The organism is Eggerthella sp. 1_3_56FAA, from assembly GCF_000185625.1.
Classification (GTDB): Bacteria; Actinomycetota; Coriobacteriia; order Coriobacteriales; family Eggerthellaceae; genus Eggerthella; species Eggerthella lenta.
Map to the genome: position 1 here is coordinate 396,335 of NZ_GL622580.1, position 23,395 is coordinate 419,729.

Sequence of the window (23,395 nt, forward strand, 5' to 3'; positions counted from 1 at the left end):
TCGCCAGCCGTCGGGGGCCTCATCTGCCCTCCGACCTGTCGCGCCGCCTTTCGGGCGGGGCCATGCGCTCCGACACGTCGCGCGCGGCCTTGCCGATCTCGCCCAAGGCGTCCCTCACCTCGCGCGCGCTCGCTTCCGGTGGCGCGGGCGCGGCGACGGCTCCCGAACATTCGAGTCCCAGGCGGCGGGCGGCTATGCCCGCCGCGAGGTCGGCCTTCGCGGCGTGCGTCTCCCTGTCGTAGGCATCGAGGCCGAGCGCCATGCTGGCATGCGCCGCCTCGACTATCAGCGCCGAGAGCAGCTGCGGCTCATCGAGCCCTCGCTGCACCCGTATGGCCCCCGAGGCGTGATCGTACTCGGCGGGGACGCCGCCGAGGTCGTCAACCGGCTCTATTCTCGTCGGCGAGCGAGCGACCAGCGCCGCGAGCGCGGCGTGAGGGTCCACTCTGCGCGGCAGGCATGGCCGCGCGGTGGTCTGCGACACGTCGAACACCTTGCGCACGTCGTACAAGACGCCGATGCTGCCGTCGTCGCGCACGTACTCCTTGACGGGTTCGATGATGGGGATCGCCTTCTGCCCGCGCCTCACCGACGCTCCCTGCCTGCGCCAATGCTCAGCCGTGCCGACGCGCGTCGCGTTCGGTATGCGGTCGGCTATGAGCAGGATGTTCGTGGCGGAATGGTGGGGCAGCTGCGCCGCCACCCGCATGTACGTCTCCAGCGCCGCTGGATCCGAATTCGCGCGCAGCGCGGCGGCGTCGGCGCGGTCGAATGCCTCTTGGCGCTCGCTCTGCTTCCGCTCCGCCCACGCTTGCTTGTCGAACTCGCCTTCCGGCGCGAATTCCCGGCTACTGCGTTCTTCCATCATCCGGTAGATATCTTGCATGCTCTACCTTCCTTTCTCCAGGGCGCGCGCCATGGGCTTGCGAGTCGCATGCGCTTCGCCGCTCATTTCGCGTGCCGCCGATATGGCGCGCATCTCCGCGCGCACGGACAGCCTGCCGCAGCGCTTGCGCGCTGCCTCACCATCCTTTTCTGAGAGCCGTTTTCTCGCGGATGTAGGCCCTGACGGACGGCTTTCCGCCGGGGCTTGCGCTAAAGGGGAGGCGTCGCTGTCGCCCGGCGATGCCAGCAAATCATCGAGGAGCGCCGCAGCTTGTTCGGGTGCGCGCGGCGCCTGCGCGGCGTGCGCGCGCCCATCGTGCCGATTCCCCTCGCGCGGCTCGGGCGCTTCGCGGGCGTCGTCTCTCATGCGGCACAGGCCGAGCCTCTCCGCGATGCGGTTCACCTTGCTCGCGTCCTCGGTCCGCACCAGAAGATCGACGGATTCGCCGTCCTTCTGCTTCACGACGGCGTATGCGATGCCGTAGCGTCGGGCCTCCTTCGCGAACCCTTTCAGATCGTCAAAGCGGATGGGGAACACGCGCAGCTCACGGCCCGATTTGAGCATCGCCGAAAGCCGCGCCCTGCCCTTGGTTTTCTCGTTGCTCGCCGCGGCCGCCAGCAGCATGGCGGCCGCGTTCTTCGCGCCGGCGCCCGTGATGCGCAGCGCCACCTCGGTTCCCTCGAGCGTCATCCTCACGATCTGCTCAGCAGCCTCGCTCGATGCGTCCATGACCTTCCACCTGCCTTTCCTCTCTGTTCGCTTCGGCGCCCTCGATCTGCGCGATGCGGGCCGGCAGCTCGGCGCTTCTTGCCCGGATGCGCGCGCAGGCGCGCGCCTCGCGCCTTGCGCCCCGCAGCTCCGACGCTATCTCGGCGATGCGGGGGTTTGGGGGCGCGGGGGATCCCGCCGCCTTGGAGCGCCTCGCCTCGTTGCGCAGCGCGCGGCGTTCGGCCTGCAGCGCCTCGGACTTGTCGGCCAAGGCTCTTTCGTATGCCGCCAGCTGGGATCGCGTCTCTATCCCCTCGCGCGCGAGCAGCGCGAGCTCCCCCGATATGGCTTCGAGTTCGCGCAGATCCTCGCGCAGCAGGAAATGCGCCCGCCCGCCTGGCGCCCTCTGCCTCTTCGCGCCGTTGAGCAGCGCCATGTACCTGCGGTACAGGCTCACGAGCGTGCCCTTCGGCACGGGCGGGCGCTCCTTGGGAGCGGGCCTCGGCCTGCCGAGGGGCAGGCGCTGGCGGCTGTTGGCGAGGATGCGCGCGCCGATGCCCTCCTGCGAGTACGCGTCCCCGAAATTGCGGCGCAGGCGCACGAAACGCTCCTTGCCGGGCGGGCGCACCGATATGTCCTTGCCCACCTTCACGTCGTAGCCCATCGCGCGCAGGTTCGCGTGGAACTGGCGCATGCTCGCCGCACGCCCTACGGCCTCGTCCACGTCGGCCTTCACGAGCGAGCGCCACGTGGGGCGCCCCTCGCGCTCGGCGCGCCATTCGGCGTGGTGGCGCGCGCCGCCGCGCCCGGGGCTCTCCACCACCGAAAGACCATGCTCCCGGCACAGTTCGTCGGACGCTTCGCGCATCGCGCGGTAGCAGGCGGCGTCTCGGTGGAAGCGCCTGCCGTCGGCGAAGGACACAGAGTTGACCACGAAGTGGTTGTGGAGGTGGGCCTTGTCCAGATGGGTGGCCACCACAACCTCGAAGCGGCCGCCCCACAGCTCTTGGGCGAGGGCGACGCCCACCTCGTGGGCCGTGGCGGGGTCGGTCTCGCCGGGCGCGAACGCCTGGTATCCGTGGAAGGCCACGATGCCGCCCGTCTTGCCGTATTGGCGCTTGGTCGCGTTCATCTCTTCCAGCGCCGTGGCGGGCAGGCAGTTGACGCCGGTCACGTACAGCTGCCGCTCAGTCTTGCCGGGGTCGGCGGCGTAGAGGATGGCGGCGCCCACGCCCTGGAGCTCCCACTCGTCGGGCGAGCCTTCGGCCTTGTCCGGGTTCCCGGCGTACCCGAGCACGCGCGCCAGGCGCCCTTCGACCTTCCAAATCGACGTGACGGCCACCTCATCGCCTCCTTCCCGGCTCTTTGACCGCCGCCACGATCTCGCGGAGCGCGGCTTCGAGCCTTCGCGCCTCGGCGTCGTAGCGGGCGGCGTCCACGGTGCCGAGGGCGTGGGCCTTGCGCGCGATCTGGTTGAGGTTGTTCCCGATGGCGTGCAGCTCGCGGGTCATCGCCAGGTAGTCGGGCGGCGGCTTCGGCCTCGGGTCGATGCCCCCTATGAGCGCGCGCAGGTACGCCTCCTGCGACCAGCCCGCCCTGCGCGCCGCCTCTTTGAGCCGCGCCAGCTCTTCCTCCGTGAGCCTCACCGTGGCCTTGCGCGTGCGCCTTTCCATTCGCCGCCTCCCTTCGCGGGGTTGCAGGGGGTGCCCCCTGCGTCTGCCGAGCGCCAGCGCTCGGCGTTGCTTGCTGGTACGCGACGGTTTTCCGCCGCCTCGGCGGCGGACTTCGCAACCCGCCGAAAGAAAGATCACCTTCCCCTGTCGGGCGCTCGGCCTCTGGAGCGGCGGGCCAAGAGGAACTCATTCACGTCCTTACCCTCCGGGGGAGGCTCCATCGACGCCGCCACGCCGCGAGAAGCGGCTGCGCGCGCGATCTCGCGGGCGGCCCGCCTGCCCGCCTCGTCGTTGTCGAGATGCAAGGCCAACGAGGCGATGTATGGGCGGTCGTCAAGATGCTGCGCGAGGGCGAGCGGCAGCTTCGGGGCTCCGTTGCGCGCATGGGGGACCGACACCCCGCCGAGGGACAGCATCCCCAAGCTGGCCGTCTGCTTGCCCTCGTGCTCGAGGATGGTCGCGTAGGAAAGCGCGTCTATGGCGCTCTCGAAAACATGGAGCACGCCGTTGTTTCGGACGCTTTGCAGGGAGAACGCGAAGCGCTTGTCGGATCTGGGAGCCTCGCCCTTGAAGCCTCCCTCGCACGAGCGCAAGGCCGCGTACCTCGGAACGCCCGTGCGGTCCCTGCCGACGAACACCGCGCACGCGACCCCGCCGCGCATGGTGCCGTAGACGTCTCCGGCATCCACGAGGCCCTTCAGCAGGCTGCGCGAGATGCCGCGCGATTCGAGGTACCGCATCGCATCGTCGTCGGCGCACCGGCGTGGGAGGCGAAACGCCGGGCGCGGCGCGCTCGCCGGTGGGGCGGCATGCGCGGGCGGGGATGCTCTCGCAACGGCAGGGCGGTCGGCCCGCAGATGCTCCACGGCGTCGAGGAAGGCCATGTCGCGCACTTTGACGAGGAAGTCGAGCGCGCTCCTGCCGCCGAGATCCCGGCTCCACCAGAACCACTTGCCGTTGGAGATCTTAAGGCTGTCGTGTTCCTTCGTGCAGTAGACGCCGGGCGAAATGCGCACCAGCTCGTCGGGTTCGCGCTCTTGCAGGTAAGTAAGCAGGTCAACCCGCTTCACTTCAGCGATGATTTCAGGGTCGACGTATGGCATGTTTTCGTCCTTTTCTTGTCTTCGGATTTGCCTGTGGCCGCCGGAGCGGCGCGGCGTGCCCCCATTCGCCTTCGCTTCGCCATGCCGATTCGAGATGCGCGGAACGCGGCGTGCCCAAGAGACGCTGAAAGGGGTAGAATGGCGGGCATGGTGAATCCGAGTGAAACATACACTGCATGGAGCATCGGGGAGGGCGCGCACGAGGTGACGGGGCTCAAGCCGATGCTGAACCCGGAGGAGCAGGTTGCGCTTCTGAAGGCGAAAGGCGTCTCGTTCGAGCGATGCGGCGAGGAGCAAGCCGCGGACGCTTTGGCCCGCCGGGGAACCTTCGTGCACCTCGCGTCATGCCGCAGGCTGTTCCAGAAGCACGCGTCCGGCGACGACCGGGGGAAGTACGTGAGGCTTGACTTCGCCGACCTGCTGGCTCTCGATGCGCTCGACGACGAGCTCCGCAAGGCGTTCCTAGCTGTCTCGCAAGACGTGGAGCGGCTGGCCAAGACCTCCATGGTGACGCGCGCCTCCAGGCTCGACGACGAGGACGGCTACGGCATAGTCGCCGATTTCATGAGGGCGCAACAGAGGAGATACCGCAGCTACATCGAGCGGGATCTCTCCTCGCGCATGTCCGCCGGCATCGTCGGCGACGTTTACACCGGGCGCATCATCGGCCATTACCGAGACGCGATGCCCGTATGGGCGTTTTTGGAGGTGGTCACGTTCGGAACGGCGCTGGCCTTCTGCCTGTTCTGCTCCGAGCGATGGGACGACGCCGTCATGCGGGAGGAGCACTACATCCTCAAGGGCGTGAAGGCCGTGAGGAACTGCTGTTCCCACGGCAGCTGCATAGTCAACGGGATGGACGGCTCCAACGAGTGCGATTACGCGCTTTCCAGCCTGGTCTACGATTGGCTCGCCGAGAAAGGCGTCGGCAACAGCAAGACGCGCCGCGCCAAGTTAAGGAACCGTCGTATGCAGCAGCTCCTCGAGACGCTCGTGATGTTCGACCGATTGGGAGGGCCGGCGCTCTGTCCCCGTTCGACGGCGCTGCTGGAAGGGCTGCGCGCGAGTCTTCTCGGCACGTGCGAGAGCTACGGCGTCCAGAACGGGTTCGTGTCGTACCTGAGGTTTCTGGCGAATCTCATTGACAAGGCGCTCGGCTGATGGCACCATAACCTCAGATTCAAAAACCTTCGGGTTTTGTATGGGCCAATCCCGCTGGGATTGGCTCTAGTTTTTTGGGCTTGGTTGGCTCTCACGTCGCTTCAACTGCGTCTTCCGAACCGACGTCCGGCAGATCGCCCTCGTTTGCCCGACGGCGGAGCTCGGTTTGGCGGTGACTTCCATGAACACAAAAGGGCCGAAAAAGAAGAAGCAGCATTACGTTCCGAAGTTCTACTTGCGTGGGTTTTGCGGGAGCGGCGACACGGTGTTCGCGCTAGATAAGGAGTCGGGGGGAATATTTACACCCTCGGTTGGCGATTTCTGTGCGGAGAGGTACCTGTACGAATCCCTATCGAACGACCCCAACTGGTACAAGGGGAAATTCGTCTATCCGAACTACACTGAGGACGGCCTCTGCGAACTGGAGAGCGCTTTTGCCCCCGTCCTGAAAAGGGTGGCGGCCCTGTGCGTGCCGAACGCCCCGTTCACGTGCGTCGGCGATGACGACGCGAGAATCATCGCGTCTTTTGTGGCGAATGCGATTGCTCGCCATCCCAGCGTGTTCAAGCCCCTCCGGAATGAGCTTATGTTGTCGGCTTCGGAAGAAGACCTCTCTCCGTATCGCGACCTTATGAGGGCTCTGGGGCACGAGGGCGCGTTCGAGGGGGTGGCGGCGGAAGGCGTCACGCGCCGCCTGCTGCTAGATACGGGCGACGGGTCCTACCAAGGGCTCATCGTAGGAGAGCTGCTCGAAATGGAGGGGATCGTCCTGCGCGCGCCCGGGTGCGCCTCGTTCGCCACCGCGTCTTTCCCCGTCCTCCCCGTTGTTCGGGAAACAGGGGGGCGGGATCGCCTCTCCTCTCTGTACTGCCCTATCAGCCCGAATGCGGCCGTCATCTACGGCCCCGGCCCCCGTCGGGGGATGGGAGGTTGCGAGCTGCTCGGCGCGCGCGATGTCGTCAGGCTCAACGCCGCCTACTTCGAGGCGGACTTCGTCCGCTTCGTCGTAGCGAAGGACAGGCGGACCCTGGAAGAGGCCCGCTCTTTCGCCGAGGCTAAACGGCCTTCTCCACCCTCTCGCCGATCCATTTGACGACCGGGACGGCCATGGCGTTTCCGAGGGCTTTGTAACGACGGCCGTCCGGAGCCGGCTTGCCGCGGAACTCCACGTTCGTCCAGTTGTCCGGGAAGCCTTGCAGCCTCTCGCACTCCAACGGCGTGAGCCGCCTGACCGCCGGACCCTGCAGGACGTGGCTCGCCTGCTTGACGCCGGGATGCGCGGCGAGCGCGCCCACGTGGCTGCCCGACCCGCCGACGAAGCGCACCTCGTCGCGCGTGTTCTGGGCGAACGCCGCGACGGGGCCCACGCACGACGGGGAGCCGCCCACCTTCAGCGTGCCCGCCAGGTCCACGTCGCACGCCGCGTTGGCCGCGTCCCCCGAAAGGCACGCCATGGGCGGCCCCTTGGCGGCGTTCGCCGTGAGGCACCCGCACAGGCCGTCGCCCACGTGCGCGTTCGCATGGGTGGACGCGAGGCACAGGGCCTCGCGCGGCGGCCCGCCCGCAGGCAGGGCCACGGCGTGGCGGTCGGCGGCGGTGAGGGTGTACATGCCTTTCTCGTCGGGGTCGCAGAAGCCCGCGCCATTGCCCCCGTTTTCAGGCTTTCGGCCTATGGAGTTGCCAACGATGCCGTAGACGGCGGGCGCGTGCCAGTCGGCCGTGAGGGTGGGCGATTGCTCGGCGGCGTGGCCTACCGACCCGCTGGCGGGGGCGGCGGAGTACTTGAAGCCTGCCGTTCGAGCGCCTCCTCCAGCTGCGGCGGCAAGGAGCGCCCTCTTCTCCTTGCCCGGCGGATGATCCCAGCGCATGCAGTGGGGCTCAAATAGTACCTCGCAGGCACGGGCGGCGCTTCCAAGCACTCCGACAAGAAAGACACGCTCGCGTCGCTGGGCCAAGCCGAAGAATTGCGCGTCCAGAATTCTCCATGCCAGACCGTACCCGACCTCATCCATCGCCCGGAGCAGGCATCGGAAAGCCTCCCCGTTCTCGCTCGAGAGCGCTCCCGGGACGTTCTCCCAGACAAAGCATCTCGGCATGACCTCACGTACAGCTCGAATAAATTCGAGCATGAGGCCCGACTCGCCTTTGAGCCCCGTTCTCTTTCCGGCGACGGAAAAGCTCTGGCACGGGCTTCCGCCGATGACAACGTCGATCTCGCCACGCATCTCCTTCCACTCGACCTTCGATATATCTCCCAGGTTGGGCACGCTCGGGAAGCGAGTAGCGAGAACCGCGTTGCAGAACGGGTCGATCTCGCTGAAGGCGACCGCCTCCCAGCCGAGCGGCCCCCACGCGCAGCTCGCCGCCTCTATGCCTGAGAAAAGGCTCACGTACCTCACGAAGCCCCCTTCCCGCCGCGCGCTGCGGCGTTGGCTATTGACGACACCTTGCCGGGGGCGGCGCCCTCCCCGAACACGGCGACCATGCTCGGAAAGGGCGCGGGGCCCTGAGCGACGCCGGCGAGCTCGAACCTGATGCGGCCGCGAACGAGCCTTATCTCTGCATGGCCGAGGATGTAACGGAGGAACCACTCGGTGTCCGTGCGCGCCGCCACCAGCAGCGCGACCGTCGTGCGCGGCTTGGCGCCCTCGATTGCCGCCTTGCGCGCCCATGCCCCGACGCCCCGGCCGTAGGGCGGATTCACCCACACTCTCTCGCCGCCCCAGTCAGCCGCGAGCCCGTCGTCTCGTTTGGTGAGGTGCCTTTCGCATTTGGCGTTGGCGTCCGAGCTCGCCGCGTCAAGGGTGAAGTGGAACTCGGAATCGAGCGCCGAGAACAGCCACGCGGGGGTCTCCCAGTCGTCGCGCGCCGACGAGAAGGCCGCCCCGCCGGCGCCGGTGAAGCCGCCTGGCGGCGCTGCTGCCGCGCTTTTCACCGGCATAGCCCCGCCGCCTTTCGGATGGGCACCTCGCGCTCGCACACGTCAACGATGTGCAGGCACAGCCTCTCGGGGATGCGCCCGCGCTCGCGCGCGTTCGCCAGGCCCTGCGTGCCGGACTTCGACCCGCGCGGCGCCGACTCGTGGCAGGGCGCCCCGTTGCGGCACGGCGGGCAGAATCGCGGGTCGGAGGCGTTCGTGAATATGTCGGTCGGCTTCATGGCCCTCGCGCCGTATTGGCAGTAGGTGACGGTGTGGCGGGGGATGACCGCCATCATGTCCTGCTTGCGCAGGCCCGCGCGCGGGTTCTCTATGAAGTAGAGCGCCGGCCTCAGATCGCGGATGAGGCGGAGCATCGCCAGATCCACCCGGTCGCATTTGAGCGCGTAGTCGCTCACGGGGTCCAGGTTGCCGGTGTTGGCGTTCTTGCGCCTGTGGCGCGATATGCCCGCCATGGAGAACGTGGCGCAGTCCGGCGACGCCCACACCACGTCGGGCCGGCCGAATGCGCGCAGGACGTCCGGCGCTTTCAGGAACTCGATGTCGGCGTGGAGGTCGGCGGGCAGCGATTCGTCCCACTCCACCGAGAACACCTCGTGGCCCCGCTTTTCGAACGCCTCGCCGATGGAGCGCGTTCCGCTGAACAGTTCGAGCACTTTCATAAACATTCCCCCTTCGCGAAAAGGAATGCCCCGGCGTTGCCGCCAAGGCGCTCCATCGACCGATTCCGGTTTGCCGGCGATGAGGCGCATCTCGCGCGGCGCGGTGTGCGCCCTCACCGTTCGAACTCCTTTTTCTTTTCGGCACGTTCCGGCTCATGACCGTCGTCGCACAGCTGCTCGGGGCCGCTTTTTCCCACGTCGAGCAGGGCGTCGAGCTCCGCGAGGCGGGCGGACTTCTCTTTCAGCTCGCCTTCGTGGGGAAAAGGTTTGGTGGCCTCGGTGCGCGCAGCCTCCATCTGCCTGCGGGCTTCTTCGAGGCGCGCGCGGCACTCGTCAGCCTCCGCGCCCATCTTGGCGATGGCGTTGTCCAGCCTCGTCACGGCGCCTGCCGCATCACCGCCCAGCTCGCATTTGTGCTCGGCTTCGCCGACGATGCGCATCTCGAACGCCGCGCTCATGCGGTCGAACGTCAACTCCAGGGAGAACCCCCGGTACGACCCGAGCGGCATGGCCCCCGTCTCGGTCATCTCGCCGCGCGCCGCGAGCACCGCCTCGCCTGCCGCCGCACGCTCCCGGAAGGCGGTGCCGCGCACTTCCATCGAAAATGCCTCCTTCGTCGGCGGCGGGTTCGCCCTTGCCTTCGCGACATCGGCCTCCAGCGATTCGAGGCGCGCCGACAGCGACGCCATGCGCTGCGGGTAGTCCTTGGCGGCCTTGTCCTCCAGCGCGTACTTCTGCGCTAGGTGGTCGGCCTTCAGCATCCGCAGGCGGGACACCTCGACATCGAGGCCCATGCGCTCCTTGACGAGCGGGTTTCCCGTGGCGAGCGCTTTGAGCTCGGCGTAGGAAAGCGCCGCCTCGTCAACGTCGGCGGCTGTGCGAACGGGCGACTTCGAGGTCATGACCTGCGCTATGAATCGCTGCTTTCCCTCTACGAGCTGGTAGAGGTACGCGTCGAAGGTGCCTTCGGTGACGTAGCGGTACGCCTCCACCTCGGCATTCATGTTGCCCTGGCGCTCGATGCGCCCGAGGCGCTGCTGGAGGTCGGCGGGGCGCCACGGGCAGTCGAGGTCGTGGATGGCGGCGAGCCTGCGCTGCACGTTGGTGCCCGCGCCCATCTTCTGCGTGGATCCCATGAGGATGCGCACGGCTCCGGCGTTCACCTTCCCGAAGAGGGCGAGCTTCTTCGCCTCGGTGTCGGTGTCGTGGATGAACGCCACCTCGCCCTCGGGCACGCCGCGCGCCACGAGCTTGCGGCGCAGATCGTCGTACACGTTGAAGGACCCGTCGCCCTTCGGGGTGGAGAGGTCGCAGAACACGAGCTGGGTGAGCCTTTCCTCGGCGCCGTCGCGCCATATGCGCAGCACGTTCTCGCAGCAAGCGTTCACCTTGCTGCCCTCGAAGTCGGGCAGCGCGGGGTCGGCGAGGCGTTGGTCGAGGGCTATCTTGCGGCCGTCGTTGGTGATGAGGAGCATGTTGTCCTTCTCGGCGGGCACACTGCCCGCCCTCACCGCCTCGGCGCGCTCGGCGAGCCCCGCCACCAGCTCGCGCTGGACGGGGGAGGGCTGCACCGCCACGTTGCGCAGATGCACCTTGGGCGTGGGAAGCGCCAGCGTGTCCGCCGTCTGCACGTCGGCGACCTGTTTGAACATGGACATGAGCTCGGGTAGGTTATAGAAGCGCGAGAAGCGCGTTTTCTGCCGATAGCCCGTGCCTTCGGGGGCCAGCTCCAATGCCGTCACTGTCTCGCCGAACGTGGACGCCCAGCAGTCGAAGTGGGAAAACCCCAAGCGCTCCAGCTCGCCGTATTGCAGGTAGCGCTGCATGGTGTAGAGCTCCGCCATCGAGTTGGACACCGGCGTGCCCGTGGCGAACACCGTGCCGCGTCCGCCGGTCTGCTCGTCGAGGATGCGGCACTTCATGAACAGGTCGGAAGACTTCATGGCCTCGCTCTGGGCGATGCCGCTGACGTTTCGCATCTTGGTGTGGAAGAACAGGTTCTTGTAGTAGTGGGCCTCGTCCACGAAGATCCGGTCGACGCCGAGCTCCTCGAACGTGAGCACGTCGTCCTTGTCGGTTTGGTCAGCGAACTTGGCGAGTCTCACGTTCAGGCGCTTCTTCGTGATCTCCATCTGCTTCACGCTGAACCGTTCGCCGTGCTGCGCCTTGATCTCGGCTATGCCGTCGGAGAGCTCGGCGATCTGGCTCTCTATGAACGCTCGCTGACGCTCCACCGATACGGGTATCTTCTCGAACTGGGTGTGCCCCATGATCACGCCGTCCCAGTCCCCCGAGGCGATGCGGGCGCAGAAGCGCCTGCGGTTGCGCCGCTCGAAGTCGCGCTTGGTGGCCACCAGCAAATTGGCGGCGGGGTAGAGCCTCAGCCATTCCGACGCCCACTGCCCCGTGAGGTGGTTCGGCACGACGAACAGGGGCTTGGAGCAAAGCCCTATGCGCCGCAATTCCATGGCGGCCGCCGCCATGGTGAATGTCTTGCCCGCTCCCACCTCGTGGGCGAGAAGCGCGTTTTTCCCGTAGAGGATGCGGGCGACGGCGTTTCTCTGGTGCGGCCTCAGCTCTATCTCGGGGTTCATGCCGGGAAACGCCAGGTGCGAGCCGTCGAACTCGCGCGGGCGGATGGCGTTGAACCGCTCGTTGTAGGCGGCGACCAGCCTCTCCCTGCGCGCCTGGTCTGAGAACACCCACTCCTTGAAGGCCGCCTTGATGGCCTCCTGCTTGGCGAGCGCCACCGCCGTCTCCTTCTTGTTGAGGACGGGTTTCTTCTTGCCGTTTTCGTCCTCGACGTAATCGACCACGCGCGCGTCCTTGAGGTTGAGCGTCTCCTCGATGATGTGGTAGGCGCTCATGCGGCGCGTGCCGTAGGTCGACAGCGCGCGCACGTTCGAGCCGTCGCGGCCCTTGCCCTCGATGCGCCACTGCGCCGTGGCGGCGGAATACCTCACGGCCACCTGTTCGCGGACCCAGTAGGGCGGGTCGAGCAGGTGGAGCACGAACTCACGCACGTCGTCGGCGGGGATCCACGTCGCTCCGAGGCGCACGCTTATCTCGGCCGCCCCCAAATCGGGCGGCTGGGCGCAGCGCAGCGCCTCGATATTGGGAATGTACGAGGGGTCGGACGCGGCCGTCAGCTCGGCGATGCGCAGCTTCGCCCGCACGTTGCCGGAGAGGTATTCGTCGGCGGGCTGCCAGACGGGCTGCTCTCCGGTCGCCGTGGGAACGCGGAATATGGCGCCTTTCAGCGCTTCGGCCAGTTCGTTTTCCCCCATTCCGGTCAACCTCGCCATGTAGGGCAGATCGACCCGTCCGCGTTCAGACAGCGAGGCAGCCAGCGCCGCCTGGGGGTCGTCGGCGTGCGTCACGGGCGCGTTGGGCCGTATCGTGCGCTTGGAGAACATGTCCGCCTTGCGCTCGAAGTTCCCCTCGCCGTCGAGGATCTCCAATGCGCACAGCAGCGGGTAGGAGGAATCCTGCTTGAGCGCGGCGGCGTTCGCGCGCGAGTTCAGGATGCCGTGCTTCGCCGCGTAGGCGTCGTAGAGCGCGTTGAGCCTTGCGCGCTCAGCCTCCACCTCCGCATCGGGCGCGCCGTCCTTTTCGAGCGTTATGAGCCGTCGGGCGCAATCCCGTAGGGGGATCATTCCCCCGATTCGCTCAGCGGCCGCCTTCGAGGGATTCTGCCGGTGCATGAGGGGACCCATGCGGAAGTAGAGGGCGCCGCCAGATTCGGCGTAGGACCAGTCGCGCACGTCCGGGTCTGCGGGGATGGCGTCGCCGGGCTCGCTTTCGGGCGCATCCCATTCGGGGATGCGGGCGGTCATCTTGCCGAGGGCTTCGCGCAGCGCTTCTTCCAAGTCGGTGCCGGGCTTCGGCCTGCATTCGGAGTCCGCCCGCCCGTAGGCGTTCGTCGTCGCGGCGAGCTCGCCGAGCACCATGTCGGGGTGGGATGCGAAGTAGGAGTTCACGTCGATGCCCGCCTCGACGCGCTCGGTGTGCGCCCATTCGGGCTCGCAGACCTCGGCGCGCTCGCGCTTCTGGAGGATGACCACGTCCGCCGTGACTTCGGCATGCGGCGAGAAGGCCGTGTTGGGCAGGCGGACCGCTCCCACGAGCTCGGCGCGCTCGGCGATCCTTCTGCGGGCGGCGGGATTCTTCTTGTCGAGCGTGCCTTTGGACGTGACGAAAGCCACGATGCCTCCCGGCCTCACCAAGTCGAGCGCCCTCGCGAAGAACCAATCGTGCACGAGCAGCCCCTCGTCCCGATGGCGGGGATCGTCGACCTGGTAGCTGCCGAAGGGCACGTTTCCCACCGCGACGTCGAACGATTCGTCGTCGAGGTCTGCGTGCTCGAAGCCGCCGTGGATGATCTCCGCGGACGGATGGAGGGCGCGGGCGATGCGCGCGGTCAGGCCGTCGAGCTCCACGCCGACGAGGCGGCAGCCCGCAAGCGCCTCCGGCATGGCGGCGAAGAACGCGCCCGTGCCGCATGACGGCTCCAGCACCCTGCCGCCCGAAAGCCCCATGCCCCGGATGGCCTCCCATATGGGGCGCGCGATCTCCTGCGGGGTGTAGAACGCCGTGAGCGTGGAGGCGCGCGCCGCCGCGTACTCCCCGTCGGAGAGCAGCTGGCGCAGCCGGGCCTTCTCGTGCGCCCATTTCCCCGATTCCTCGTCGAACGCGTCGGCGAGGCCGCCCCAGCCCACGTAGCGCGCGAGCGCTTCGCGCTCTGCGGCGTCGGGCGGGCGGCCTTCCCCCTCGACGGCGACGAGCGCTTCGATGGCCGCGATGTTGCCGCGCAGCCGCCCGAGCGGGGTGGCGAGCTGTTCGGGATACTCATTTGCCCCATCGTCGAACGAGAAAGCCAGCTGGCCCCGTTCGGGCGGCTTTGCCTCGGAACGGCGGGAGGCGGGCTTGTCGCCCGCCTCCCTTCGGCTTGTCTTGGTTTTCTCTTGGCCGCGCTGCTTTTCTAGGCGTACACGACCTTCATCGCCGCCGCTTCGCGGGCCGCTGCCGCCGCCTCGGCCATCTTCGCCGCCCACGCTGCCGGATCCGCCACCTTCGCCGCTTCGTCCAACCCCCTGCTCTTCGCCACGCGGGCCGCCAGGTCGTCCGCCATCGCCTCCGCGAGGGCTTCCGTCTCGGCCAGGTGCCTCGCCAGCGCCCCCTGCGCCAGCAGGTCCGCCCGCAGCTCGGGCTTGCTCGATCTCAGGTATTCGTCCCTCATCAGCGCGAACGGCCCCAGGTTCGCCGCCGCTTCCTCTTCCGTTGCCAGGGTCGGCAGCAGAAGACCACCGCCCTCCCTGTACGCCATCTCCATCGCCTCTCCTTTCATCGGGCTCTTTTGCCGGATTATGGACGGCGGCGGCCAAGGGCGCAAACGTGCGATGGGATGCTTCCGGGGCTCTTTCCCGCATCGCGGGGGCTATCGTGCGCAGGACGGCTGCGGCGGCGCTTGCCGTGCGGCAGCCGAGCGCGTTCATCGCCCGGACCGTGCCGAACATCGGCAGGGCGTCCGCCGCGCGCGGCGTGATGAGCGCTCCGCCTTCGATGCCGCAGCGCGACGCCGCCTCGTAGGCGGCAGATGCCGCCGCGAGCTCCAGAAGCAGATCCCCGGCCTCGGGGGCTTCGAGGCGTTCCAGGCCGCTTCCGCCGCGCGCTTCCCCGATGGCCGCGACGGCCGATTCCGCGTTTTCGCGTACGGCGGCGCTCGCCGCCTCGGCGATGGCCTCGATGGTGCCTTTCCTGGCATCAGCCCCGAAGGATTCATGGAGGGCGCCGACGATGGCCGCCTCCTGCTCCGGGCCGCCAGCCCAAAGCGGCAGCGGGCGGGCGGCGCGCCCGGGCGCCGTGTCCGACACGTCGAAGTAGTAGCGCAACCGCCCCGTTCCCGGGGCTCCGAACACGGCGATTCCGACTGATCCGCGCTTCACCCGCCGGCCGAACAGGGCATCCCAGCGCTCCAATTCCAACACCGCCTTGGCGTCCGGGCGCTGCGCGTGGACGAGCGCCTGCTCCGGGAAGGGCAGCTTGTAGTTGCGGCCCGCCGATTCGAGGAACGCCTTCCACGCCTCGGGGCTTTCGCTCAAAGCGACGAGGGTCGTTCGGTAGAGTTCTTCAATGGTCCGGTACGTGCTCGCCACGCGTCACCTCCTCGGAAGCTTCGTAGGTTCGCTCGCAGGCGTGATTTCCCGCGGGCCCCTTGGTTAGAATCGGCCAAATCCTCCAATAGACGGGAGTTTTTCATGAGGAAGCTGCTCGCCCTGCTCAGGCTGGTGGCCGCCGTTTTCGCTCTGGCGGCTGCCGCCTACGTTTGCCTCGTCGTTTTCGGCGTTTTCTCGGCTCTCGACAGCGCGACCTCCGGGTATTCCATCTACCGCTAGCCGGCAGGTGGCGAATGGCCCTCGCGGGCCGCCCGCCCGCCGCGCGCGTTCTCATCGGATCTCGGGGATTTCGCGCTCGCCGAGTTCTTCGGCGTCCTTCTCGCGGCACCGCTTCATAGCGACGGCAAGGCATCCGAAGCCGGCCGCCGCGATGGCGGCCGAGACGGCGGCCAAGGGCGCGAGGTTCACGCCGGTCTTGTCGAAGGGCTCGCCCCCTTCGACTGCGGGCGCAGGGGTCGCCTCGTCCTCCATGGTCACTGTCTGAACGTCGCCCGTGGCCTCGACCTCGAATTCAACGTCCTCCGCCAGCTCATAGCCCTCGGGCGCGCTTTCCTCGTGCAAGGTGTACGTTCCCGGCGCGAGCTTCTCTATGCGGTGGGGCTCTTCGGCGGAAACCCACTCCTCCACCACGGCGCCCTCGGCGTCGAGCACCTGCATGGCCGCCCCGGAAAGCGGCGCGCCCGTTTCCGCGTCCACCTTCTCGGCATCGACCTTGGTGAAGTCGTCCTCCATGGTCACCTTCTGGGAAACCTGGCCGGACACCACCTCGAAATCCACGCTGTTTGCGACCAGGTAGCCCTCGGGGGCGATCTCCTCGCGCAGGGTGTAGGAGCCCTCGTCGAGCACGATCTCGTGCGGCTCTTCCCCGGACACCCATTCGTCCACCACGTTGCCTTCGGCGTCGGTCACTTGGAGCGTGGCGCCCGGAAGCTCCTCGCCCGTCACGATGTCGGCTTTGGAGATGGAGACGTGCGGCTTGTCCGAGTTCACCAGCGTCCCGAGGTCGATGGTCGCGCCGTCTCGGTACACGCTCACCTCGAACGCGGGGATGAGTTCCCGGTCGGCGTTCGCCTCGCAGGGCTGCTCTTCCACGATGTAGGCGTCATACGGCAGCGCGCCCAAGGCGTCGTCGGGCTCCCCGCCGCCGAACCACACGCCGGACTCCGCCGTGCCGCCGTTGGTGTCGGCGGTGTGGGGGTTCCACGACGCGGCGGTGGATGCGCAGCCGTTGGCGTCGGTGACGATGGTGTGGCTTTCTCCAGTGGTGGCGCTGGTGACGAGGAACGGCACGCCGGCCATGCGGCCTTGGTCGCCCTCGCCGACCTTCACGAGTTTCAAGTCGCCTCGGATGACCTGCTCAGTGAGCTCGTCGGCCACCTCGTGTTCGAAAACGGGCGATTCGCTGCCCGCCATGTCCGCTGTGACGGTTATCTCGTGGGCCTCGGGGTCGGGCAGGTAGCCGGCGGGCGCTTTCGTCTCCTTGATGGTCACGGTGCCGAGGGGGATGCCCTCGAAAGCCAGCTTCGAGTTCTCCACGACGCCCTTCGCGGTCACGTATTCGCCGCCGTGAAGGTAGGTGGCCTCGTACTCCGCGCCGTCGAGAGATGCGGCTCCCTGTGGCTCGGGCAGCAAGGTTTCGGCGTCTTTCTTGATGAGCGTGAGATTCACCGTGACGGGGGCGTCTTGCGCGTTCACGTGAACGTTGCCGCCGGCGACCGTCACGTGGAACTCCTCCTGGGAAAGCGCGTAGCCCGCTGGCGCGCTGATCTCGCGCACGACGTAGTCGCCGTTGGGCAGCTTCTCGGAGGTCTGCCCGTGGCCGCTCTCGTCGGTGGTGAACTGCGCCACGAGGCTTCCGCCCTGGTAGACGCCGTAGACCGCGCCGGCGAGCGTGTACTCGCCGTTGCCGGCCGTCACCGACGCATCGGCGCTCGTCTTGTCGAGCGTGACGAAGCCGCCCTCGGACAGCCCCCTGTACACGGCGAAGCTGGCGTAGGTCTTGCCGTGCCCGCCGTCGATGCCCCACATGTAGTCGAATCGCACGTTGCAGGTGCCGAAGTGTTCGCTCCATGCGTGATAGACCGTTGCGCCTTCGCCCGCGATGGCGCAGTGCACGGTGGCACCCGACGCGTTGGAGAACACGATGACGTCGCCCGGCTTCACGGTTCCCGCCGCGAACGCGGCGTTGTAGTCATCCGCCGACGAGCCGCGGAACGTCTCGTGCGCGGCGCAGAACGCCGCGATGGCGTCCGTTCCGCAGTTGCCGGGGCTTCCGCCGGGCCAGCTCAGCCCGTAGACGTTGGCGATGACCCAGCCGACGAACCCCGAGCAATCCCAGCCCGAGGTGCCTTTGCCTCCCCAGACGTAGGGCGTGCCCATCAGGTCTTCTATGCCGCCTTTCACTTCCTCCCAAGTGGCGTCGCTGAGCGAGCCGTCTGCCGCGTATGCCGCTTGGCTGCGCGAAGGAAGCCCCGCGAACACCGCCGCCGCGACGAGGAGGGCCGCGAGCATGCAGCGGATTATCTTGCCCGCAGCGCGGCCGTTGGTTGCCTGTGCTTTCATGTTCTTCTCCTTGCGTTGTCGTTTTCTGCGTTTGCGTGCCGGACGTTCGGATCGCCCTTACATTCCGTGCTCCCTTCTCTCGCTTTGAGGCCGTCAGCTTTCCGCGGGCTGCGCGTACACGAGCGTCCTCTCGTTCGCGTAGGTCGTGTACGAGCAGGTCACGAACGTGAACAGCTGCGAAGCGTTTTCGTCGTTCGATATGCGCACGTCGCACTCCTCGAAGCGTTGCGCGTACCAGGCGCGCATCTCGTCGGCGGATGAGAAGTCCGTCCGCTTGGCGTTTTCGCTGCCGTCGATCACGTCCACCGCCGACACGGAAAGCTCCATGGCCCCGTTGGGAGTTTGCAGCTCGATGGTCGGATGCGAGCGCGCGAACGCCTCGTCCGAGTAGCGCGCGAAGTCAGCGAACATCGCCACGAATCCGCCGCCCATGTTGTGACCGAACACCACCGCGCTCATGCCGCCCACGCCGTCGCACGCCGCGTCCACGTAGGGGCATCCGTAGGGGTTCCACGAGCGGTAGATGTCGTGGCTCAGGTAGTAATCGGGGTCGCCGCCCGGCGCCTGCACGACGGCGTAGTCGATGGCGGTGCCATCGACGCTCACCCACGCGACGATCGCGGGGTTCACAACCCGCCAGTAATCCCAATCGACCCCTTCGGCATCTGCCGCGGTGGGCGATTCGTTCGAAGCCATTGCGGAAACCGCTGCCGCTGACAGGCTTCCGAACGGCTGCCCCCTGGGGTTGGGCACCACCGACGCGGCGCTTCCGGCGGTCGATGCCTGGAAGGCGGCCATCGCCCCGCAGAGGGCGAGCAGCAGGATCCCGGCGAGAAGCCAGCCCGCCGCCCTCCGCCTCGGTCGCTTGTGGTCGGCTTCGCTCATTGGCTGCCCCCTTCCAAAACCGAAGGCGGCCCCGCAGAGCCGCCTTCGGTTTTCGTTTCTCTCCGGTATGAGGTTTTATTTCCGGCAAGGTTGGTTGCCATCCCCTTCTTCGGCTGGTAATCCCCGGAAGGGGGTGGGGTGTGGGGAGGGGGAAACCCGGAAAACGCCCTGGTTGCAACATATGCTGGATCAGGGCGCACGTCCCCCTTGGCCTGTCGGTGGGCCTCAGCGCTCGCGGGCGCGCTTCCTCTCGTGGCGCTCTAAGAGCTCGAGCGCCTTGACTATGCGGGCCTCCACGGCCTCCCTGCTCGTGCCGGGCTTGAAGAAACGCTCTATCTTCTCGCGGGGGATGCGGAACTGTTCCACCTGGTTGGGTTTGCGCTCGCCCATGATGGACGCCATGGCTTCTCGCGACAGCGCGCCCTGCTCCGAGAGCCTGCGCATCCTGATCGCCTGGGCGTGGGACGGCGTGCACGCCTCCATCCCCATGGCGTCGAGCAGGTCGTCCTGCTCCCTTTCGGACAGATAGCTGATCTCCACGGCGGGGCGCATGGCCATCGACCCGCCGTCCACCATGTCGAGCAGATCGGGGTTGAGGTGCGTGAGGCGGACGTAGCGCTGTACTTGGCTTTTGCTCTCCCCCGATTGTTCCGCCACAATGTCGCGCGAGCGTGCGTTGGCCAACTTGTGCCCCACTGGGGCACAAGTCAAGTCGGAGCGGTACCCCTGCCGGCTCAGAGCGTCGATTTTCATCTTGTAGGCGAACGCTTTCTCGCTCGGCAACACGTTCTCGCGCTGGATGTTCGCGTCCACCATCGCGATGACCGCCTCGTCGTAGGTCATCTCCCGAACCACGGCGGGAAGGGCCTCCAGCCCCGCCATCTCGGCGGCGCGCTTGCGCCTGTGGCCGCTCACCATCTCGTAGCGCCCGTTCTCCTTCGGCCTCACGAGCGCGGGCACGAGCACGCCGAATCTGGAAACGCTCTCGGCCATGTCGCGCAAGGCGTCGTCATCGACGCGGAAGGGATGGTCCGGGAAGGGATCTATCATGTAGAGGGGGATGACCCCCACTTTCTCGCAGCCCACCTCGTCGCGCTCGGCCTGCGTGGTGAACAGGTCATCGAGCGACGGCAGGTCGATGGGTATCGCGCTTTCTCTGGGCATCTTCGAGCACCTCCTCCGCCAGCTTCGCGTAGGCCGCCGCGACGGGGCTTTTCGCGTCGTGTTGGAAGATGCTCTTTCCGTAGGCGCTCGTCTCCGCAGCCCTCACCGCCAAGGGCACGGTGGCGCCGAACACGCGCAGCGTCTTCCCGTAGCCTTCGCGCAGCGAGGCCTCGATCTGCTTGGCGAGGTTCGTCCTGCCGTCAACGAGCGTCAGCAGCACGCCCTCGATTTCCAAGTGTGGGTTGATCTGCCGCTTCACGCGCCCTATCGTCTTGACGAGCTGGGTCATGCCCTTCGCGGGAAGATACTGCGCCTGCACGGGCACGATGACGGAATCGGCGGCGGCCAACGCGTTGACGGCGAGCATGCCGAGGGACGGCATGCAGTCTATGAGGGCGTAGTCGTAGCCGCGCTTGGCCTCGTCGAGCCATGCTTTGAGCGTTCGCTCGCGGTTCATGGCGGTGACGAGCGCCACCTCTGTGCCCGACAGCTCGATGTTCGCGGGCATCAGGTCAACGCCCTCGGGGTGCTTCAATATCCCGGCATCGGGTTCCAGCGGCTCGTCGCGGGCGACCGCCTCCAAATGGGTCGCCAACGTGGTTTCCAGCTCGTCGGGATTGCGCCAGCCGAGCGATGCGGTGAGGTCGCCCTGCGGGTCGGCATCTATTAGCAGAACGCGCTTCCCGCTCATGGCGAGCGCCACGCCGAGGCTTGCGGCGGTGGTCGTCTTGCCCGTGCCGCCTTTCTGATTTGCTATCGCTACGACTTTGCACCTGCTCATAGGCGGTCTCCAATGGTTCGCAGGGCAGGTAGCGACGATGCGGCCACGAAACGAACACAAACGAAGCCCCTGTTGCATGGTCCGGCGGGGTCGAGAATGCGCACGTTCGTCAAAAGTTCGTCAAAAACGCGCGTTTCTCCTGTTTCCCGAACGGATGGAAAAACAAAGGCGTGTCGAAAAGTACGCCTTTGAACTGGTTTTTTGTGATTGTCTGTTTTGTGAGTTTCCTGAAAAATCGGGCGTGAAATTGATTGGGAAGCTTGGGCCTTACCACTTGGCGACACCCGCATGATTGAGGATTATAGCGCAAGATGCGCGAAGTGAGAAACAGTAACGAAAATTCGCGCACTGACCACGAATACCGATGACGCGGCGAACAGAGCGAGCACGACGCGCTGTTGCCGCCTCCACGCATCCTGCCAGCCCGTCGCAGCGATGCCAGCTGTTTTCCGAAAACCTATAAGAAGACACGGGCTTCGTGTTTCTAGCCGAAGCAACTTTCACCGCTCTCGCCTTGTCCAGCGAGCCGCCCCAATCCCTCTCCGACCGCTTACGAGCATCATCGCTGGAGACGAACCTGTCGAACGCAAAGACGCCTGAGCAACACCAAGCTACGTTAAGAGATGTTGCAAAAGTATCGTATTTCGATACAATTGAAACATGAACAAGAACCGCCACACCTCTGCGATAGAAGAGCTCTCGGCTTCGGAAGGCGTTTTCACCACAGCGCAGGCCGAGCGTCTCGGCATCCCCCGCAATGCGATCGCCAAAGCATGCGAGGCGGGGAGGCTCGTGCGCGTCGCCCATGGGGCGTATCGGATGGCCGGGGTGCCGGCATCGCAGCTCGACGACCTGGCGGCCCTCTGGAAGCTCACCGATCCCGCGAAGATGACGCACGAGCGGATGCAGGCTGGCGAATGGGACGGCGTCACCGTTGCGGGAAGCACGGCCGCATCGATTCTCGGCATCGGGGACTTCTACCTCTCCCCCTACCGTATCCTCGCCCCGAGGCGCATCAACTCCCGCAACGCCGAGGCAAGGTTCGGCATACGCGGCGTACCCCGTGACGACGTGTCCTTCATCGAAGGCATACCCGTGACGGGAGCCGAGCGAACCCTCGTAGACCTTGTCCTGGACGGCGAGGAGCCGTCGCTTGTGCAAGACGCGTTTGCCGACGCTCGGGCGAAGGGGCTCGATACGGAAAAGCTCGAGCGTCTTGCGGCGGAAGCGAAGGCCTCCGCCAGGGAGAGAAAGACGATGGAGCGGCTCTTCGGAGGGGAGGCATGATGGTGTGCAAGACCCCGGCAGCTCTGGAAATGGCTATAAAGGCCGCGGCCAAGGCTTCTCCCCTCGAAACCGGCAGAGCCGTTTCCGGCTTCTACTTCCACAGGCTCTTATGTCGCGTGTTCAGCAAGCCTGACTCCCCTTTCATGCTCAAAGGCGGCCAGAGCATGCTGGCGCGCACCATGGACGCGCGCGCCACCCGGGATATCGACCTGCTTTCGGAGGAGGCAGACCTCGACGCCGCGCTCGCCGAGCTCAGAGCCCTCGCAGAAGCCGATCTCGGCGATTTCGTGGTCTTCGAGTTCGTAGGAGCCGTGCCGATCAAGGTCGAGGACGAGTACCGATCGGGGCTCAAGGTCGCCTTCGTGCCCTTGCTTGGAGGAAAGCGGCTGCAGGAGGTCTCGATAGATTTGGTGGCCGACCGCGTTGCCTGCGGAGAGCCTGAGATAGTGACGCCGGCCGACAGGATCGACGTTGCAGGCGTTCCGATGTTCGACTACCGCGTGTATCCCCTTGCGAACTCCCTCGCCGACAAGCTCTGCGCCATGGTCGAGACGCACGACGGCAAACCTTCGTCTCGCATAAAGGATCTCGTCGACGTTGCGATCTACGCAACTACCGTCGATATCGATGGCGGCGAACTCTGCAGGCGGGTGCGCAGCGAGGCGGGCGCACGCGGAATAGTGCTCCCTGACAGGTTCTCGGTGCCGGATGAATGGAAGCAGCTGTACGAGGGCGCTTTCAAGAAGCTGGTTAGCCGTACCGGTCTTTCTTCCGAGCTCTCCGACATCGCGGCGGCCGAAGCACTTGCCGCAAGTTTGTTCGATCCTGTTTTGGCTCGAAAGGCTGGCGATCTGCATTGGGATCACGAGAGTCTGAGTTGGGAAGGCCTTGTCCTCGAGCATGGCGAGGATGGACGCCGCACCTCCGAGCTTCTCCGACTATTGCACGATTGCTGACACGATCTCTTCGGGTAGAGTGGTATGCGGACCGCTACGATGCCGACGCGGCGGCAGAAGAGGGCTCTCCCCATGGCAAGAAACCATCGAATTCGGAAGTTTTGCGCCGGGCTCCGGATGCACCGGAAACCCTTCTTCCGCATAGCGCCCGGTCGAAGGGAGGCGAACCTTCGCGACCGCGCGCCGCGGGCGGCGAAGGCGCGCGGCCTCTTCCGAATTCGATGCCTTTTCGCCATTACGGGCGGCCTGCCTTGCTCGCACGCAGCCCGGACAAGCGGCTCTGGAGCGCGAGGAATGTTTCACGCGAAACATCCTTACGAGAAAACGGAACGCCGGAACCGGGCGAGCGATGGACGGCGCCGACGCGCGAGGTGTTTCACGTGAAACATCCGGAAAGAGGGCGATGCGCCGACGCTGGAGAGGCGGCGGGCAGAGCGGCGTGCGCGCGCGGGG

At 66.6% G+C, this 23,395-nt stretch carries 20 protein-coding genes and 1 pseudogene; 6 read left to right on the plus strand and 15 right to left on the minus strand.

Annotated elements, in window-relative coordinates:
- Positions 1-19: 19 nt before the first annotated feature.
- From HMPREF1023_RS07135 to HMPREF1023_RS07155, 5 genes are all read right to left on the minus strand, one after another.
- Positions 20-886: an ArdC-like ssDNA-binding domain-containing protein gene (locus HMPREF1023_RS07135; protein WP_009305526.1), complete on the minus strand. Its 867-nt coding sequence runs from the start codon at positions 884-886 to the stop codon at positions 20-22.
- Positions 887-889: 3 nt separating this feature from the next.
- Complete coding sequence (locus tag HMPREF1023_RS07140; protein WP_009305527.1) at positions 890-1,615, minus strand: PcfB family protein; 726 nt, start codon at positions 1,613-1,615, stop codon at positions 890-892.
- The gene (locus HMPREF1023_RS07145) at positions 1,590-2,936 is read right to left on the minus strand and encodes a relaxase/mobilization nuclease domain-containing protein (protein ID WP_009305528.1); all 1,347 of its coding nucleotides are present in this window, start codon (positions 2,934-2,936) and stop codon (positions 1,590-1,592) included. The genes HMPREF1023_RS07140 and HMPREF1023_RS07145 overlap by 26 nt, the downstream gene beginning before the upstream one ends.
- 1 nt (position 2,937) lies before the next feature.
- The gene (locus HMPREF1023_RS07150; RefSeq protein ID WP_009305529.1) at positions 2,938-3,267 is read right to left on the minus strand and encodes a MobC family plasmid mobilization relaxosome protein; all 330 of its coding nucleotides are present in this window, start codon (positions 3,265-3,267) and stop codon (positions 2,938-2,940) included.
- Between the two features lie 134 nt (positions 3,268-3,401).
- Positions 3,402-4,370 (minus strand): toprim domain-containing protein, encoded by a 969-nt coding sequence (locus tag HMPREF1023_RS07155; RefSeq protein WP_009305530.1) that lies wholly within the window; start codon positions 4,368-4,370, stop codon positions 3,402-3,404.
- Positions 4,371-4,508: 138 nt separating this feature from the next.
- Between HMPREF1023_RS07155 and HMPREF1023_RS07160 the strand changes: the two genes are divergently transcribed.
- Positions 4,509-5,531, plus strand: a complete 1,023-nt coding sequence (locus tag HMPREF1023_RS07160) for an Abi family protein (protein ID WP_009305531.1) — start codon at positions 4,509-4,511, stop codon at positions 5,529-5,531.
- Between the two features lie 181 nt (positions 5,532-5,712).
- The gene (locus HMPREF1023_RS07165) at positions 5,713-6,624 is read left to right on the plus strand and encodes a DUF4238 domain-containing protein (RefSeq protein WP_013981126.1); all 912 of its coding nucleotides are present in this window, start codon (positions 5,713-5,715) and stop codon (positions 6,622-6,624) included.
- Here the strand turns inward: HMPREF1023_RS07165 and HMPREF1023_RS15935 are convergent.
- From HMPREF1023_RS15935 to HMPREF1023_RS15945, 6 genes and pseudogenes are all read right to left on the minus strand, one after another.
- Positions 6,587-7,399, minus strand: a complete 813-nt coding sequence (locus HMPREF1023_RS15935) for a DNA cytosine methyltransferase (RefSeq protein ID WP_229061864.1) — start codon at positions 7,397-7,399, stop codon at positions 6,587-6,589. The genes HMPREF1023_RS07165 and HMPREF1023_RS15935 overlap by 38 nt on opposite strands.
- A gap of 51 nt (positions 7,400-7,450) precedes the next feature.
- A pseudogene (locus tag HMPREF1023_RS15940) lies at positions 7,451-7,930 on the minus strand (DNA cytosine methyltransferase); the annotation flags it as partial.
- Positions 7,927-8,472, minus strand: coding sequence for a DNA N-6-adenine-methyltransferase (locus tag HMPREF1023_RS07175; protein WP_009305534.1), 546 nt, complete (start codon positions 8,470-8,472; stop codon positions 7,927-7,929). The gene HMPREF1023_RS07175 and the pseudogene HMPREF1023_RS15940, both read right to left, overlap by 4 nt.
- Positions 8,463-9,131: a DNA cytosine methyltransferase gene (locus tag HMPREF1023_RS07180; protein WP_173011775.1), complete on the minus strand. Its 669-nt coding sequence runs from the start codon at positions 9,129-9,131 to the stop codon at positions 8,463-8,465. Before HMPREF1023_RS07180 ends, HMPREF1023_RS07175 begins: the two co-directional genes overlap by 10 nt.
- A gap of 113 nt (positions 9,132-9,244) precedes the next feature.
- Positions 9,245-14,185: an N-6 DNA methylase gene (locus tag HMPREF1023_RS07185; protein ID WP_224768026.1), complete on the minus strand. Its 4,941-nt coding sequence runs from the start codon at positions 14,183-14,185 to the stop codon at positions 9,245-9,247.
- Positions 14,113-14,478: a TnpV protein gene (locus HMPREF1023_RS15945; RefSeq protein ID WP_139912926.1), complete on the minus strand. Its 366-nt coding sequence runs from the start codon at positions 14,476-14,478 to the stop codon at positions 14,113-14,115. Before HMPREF1023_RS15945 ends, HMPREF1023_RS07185 begins: the two co-directional genes overlap by 73 nt.
- 47 nt (positions 14,479-14,525) lie before the next feature.
- Between HMPREF1023_RS15945 and HMPREF1023_RS15950 the strand changes: the two genes are divergently transcribed.
- Complete coding sequence (locus HMPREF1023_RS15950; RefSeq protein ID WP_013981129.1) at positions 14,526-14,720, plus strand: hypothetical protein; 195 nt, start codon at positions 14,526-14,528, stop codon at positions 14,718-14,720.
- Between the two features lie 668 nt (positions 14,721-15,388).
- Positions 15,389-15,526, plus strand: a complete 138-nt coding sequence (locus tag HMPREF1023_RS15720; RefSeq protein WP_009608915.1) for a hypothetical protein — start codon at positions 15,389-15,391, stop codon at positions 15,524-15,526.
- 51 nt (positions 15,527-15,577) lie between these two features.
- Here HMPREF1023_RS15720 and HMPREF1023_RS07190 read toward each other — a convergent pair whose 3' ends face one another.
- The 4 genes from HMPREF1023_RS07190 to HMPREF1023_RS07205 all read right to left on the minus strand — a co-directional run bounded on the left by HMPREF1023_RS07190 (position 15,578) and on the right by HMPREF1023_RS07205 (position 20,699).
- Positions 15,578-17,869 (minus strand): SpaA isopeptide-forming pilin-related protein, encoded by a 2,292-nt coding sequence (locus tag HMPREF1023_RS07190; RefSeq protein ID WP_009305537.1) that lies wholly within the window; start codon positions 17,867-17,869, stop codon positions 15,578-15,580.
- A gap of 93 nt (positions 17,870-17,962) precedes the next feature.
- Positions 17,963-18,754 (minus strand): class B sortase, encoded by a 792-nt coding sequence (locus HMPREF1023_RS07195; protein ID WP_009305538.1) that lies wholly within the window; start codon positions 18,752-18,754, stop codon positions 17,963-17,965.
- 225 nt (positions 18,755-18,979) lie between these two features.
- On the minus strand, positions 18,980-19,918 hold the full coding sequence (locus tag HMPREF1023_RS07200; protein WP_009305539.1) for a ParB/RepB/Spo0J family partition protein: 939 nt from the start codon (positions 19,916-19,918) through the stop codon (positions 18,980-18,982).
- Entirely contained in the window at positions 19,872-20,699 is an 828-nt protein-coding gene (locus HMPREF1023_RS07205) for a ParA family protein (RefSeq protein ID WP_009305540.1), read from the minus strand. Before HMPREF1023_RS07205 ends, HMPREF1023_RS07200 begins: the two co-directional genes overlap by 47 nt.
- A 660-nt stretch (positions 20,700-21,359) precedes the next feature.
- Between HMPREF1023_RS07205 and HMPREF1023_RS07210 the strand changes: the two genes are divergently transcribed.
- Together HMPREF1023_RS07210 and HMPREF1023_RS07215 are read left to right on the plus strand one after the other, a co-directional pair.
- On the plus strand, positions 21,360-21,986 hold the full coding sequence (locus tag HMPREF1023_RS07210; RefSeq protein ID WP_009305541.1) for a type IV toxin-antitoxin system AbiEi family antitoxin domain-containing protein: 627 nt from the start codon (positions 21,360-21,362) through the stop codon (positions 21,984-21,986).
- On the plus strand, positions 21,983-22,942 hold the full coding sequence (locus HMPREF1023_RS07215) for a nucleotidyl transferase AbiEii/AbiGii toxin family protein (protein WP_009305542.1): 960 nt from the start codon (positions 21,983-21,985) through the stop codon (positions 22,940-22,942). The genes HMPREF1023_RS07210 and HMPREF1023_RS07215 overlap by 4 nt, the downstream gene beginning before the upstream one ends.
- The last annotated feature ends 453 nt before the right edge of the window (positions 22,943-23,395 follow it).

Excerpts from the sequence above, each read along its gene's own strand:
- HMPREF1023_RS07195 (WP_009305538.1), bottom strand. The coding sequence starts at position 18,754 with ATGAGCGAAGCCGACCACAAGCGACCGAGGCGGAGGGCGGCGGGCTGG.
- HMPREF1023_RS07190 (WP_009305537.1), bottom strand. The coding sequence starts at position 17,869 with ATGAAAGCACAGGCAACCAACGGCCGCGCTGCGGGCAAGATAATCCGC.
- HMPREF1023_RS07175 (WP_009305534.1), bottom strand. The coding sequence starts at position 8,472 with ATGCCGGTGAAAAGCGCGGCAGCAGCGCCGCCAGGCGGCTTCACCGGC.
- HMPREF1023_RS07210 (WP_009305541.1), top strand. The coding sequence starts at position 21,360 with ATGAACAAGAACCGCCACACCTCTGCGATAGAAGAGCTCTCGGCTTCG.
- HMPREF1023_RS07155 (WP_009305530.1), bottom strand. The coding sequence starts at position 4,370 with ATGCCATACGTCGACCCTGAAATCATCGCTGAAGTGAAGCGGGTTGAC.
- HMPREF1023_RS07160 (WP_009305531.1), top strand. The coding sequence starts at position 4,509 with ATGGCGGGCATGGTGAATCCGAGTGAAACATACACTGCATGGAGCATC.
- HMPREF1023_RS07180 (WP_173011775.1), bottom strand. The coding sequence starts at position 9,131 with ATGAAAGTGCTCGAACTGTTCAGCGGAACGCGCTCCATCGGCGAGGCG.
- HMPREF1023_RS07150 (WP_009305529.1), bottom strand. The coding sequence starts at position 3,267 with ATGGAAAGGCGCACGCGCAAGGCCACGGTGAGGCTCACGGAGGAAGAG.
- HMPREF1023_RS07205 (WP_009305540.1), bottom strand. The coding sequence starts at position 20,699 with ATGAGCAGGTGCAAAGTCGTAGCGATAGCAAATCAGAAAGGCGGCACG.
- HMPREF1023_RS07165 (WP_013981126.1), top strand. The coding sequence starts at position 5,713 with ATGAACACAAAAGGGCCGAAAAAGAAGAAGCAGCATTACGTTCCGAAG.
- HMPREF1023_RS15720 (WP_009608915.1), top strand. The coding sequence starts at position 15,389 with ATGAGGAAGCTGCTCGCCCTGCTCAGGCTGGTGGCCGCCGTTTTCGCT.
- HMPREF1023_RS07200 (WP_009305539.1), bottom strand. The coding sequence starts at position 19,918 with ATGCCCAGAGAAAGCGCGATACCCATCGACCTGCCGTCGCTCGATGAC.
- HMPREF1023_RS07135 (WP_009305526.1), bottom strand. The coding sequence starts at position 886 with ATGCAAGATATCTACCGGATGATGGAAGAACGCAGTAGCCGGGAATTC.
- HMPREF1023_RS15935 (WP_229061864.1), bottom strand. The coding sequence starts at position 7,399 with ATGCGCTGGGATCATCCGCCGGGCAAGGAGAAGAGGGCGCTCCTTGCC.
- HMPREF1023_RS15945 (WP_139912926.1), bottom strand. The coding sequence starts at position 14,478 with ATGAAAGGAGAGGCGATGGAGATGGCGTACAGGGAGGGCGGTGGTCTT.
- HMPREF1023_RS07215 (WP_009305542.1), top strand. The coding sequence starts at position 21,983 with ATGATGGTGTGCAAGACCCCGGCAGCTCTGGAAATGGCTATAAAGGCC.
- HMPREF1023_RS07140 (WP_009305527.1), bottom strand. The coding sequence starts at position 1,615 with ATGGACGCATCGAGCGAGGCTGCTGAGCAGATCGTGAGGATGACGCTC.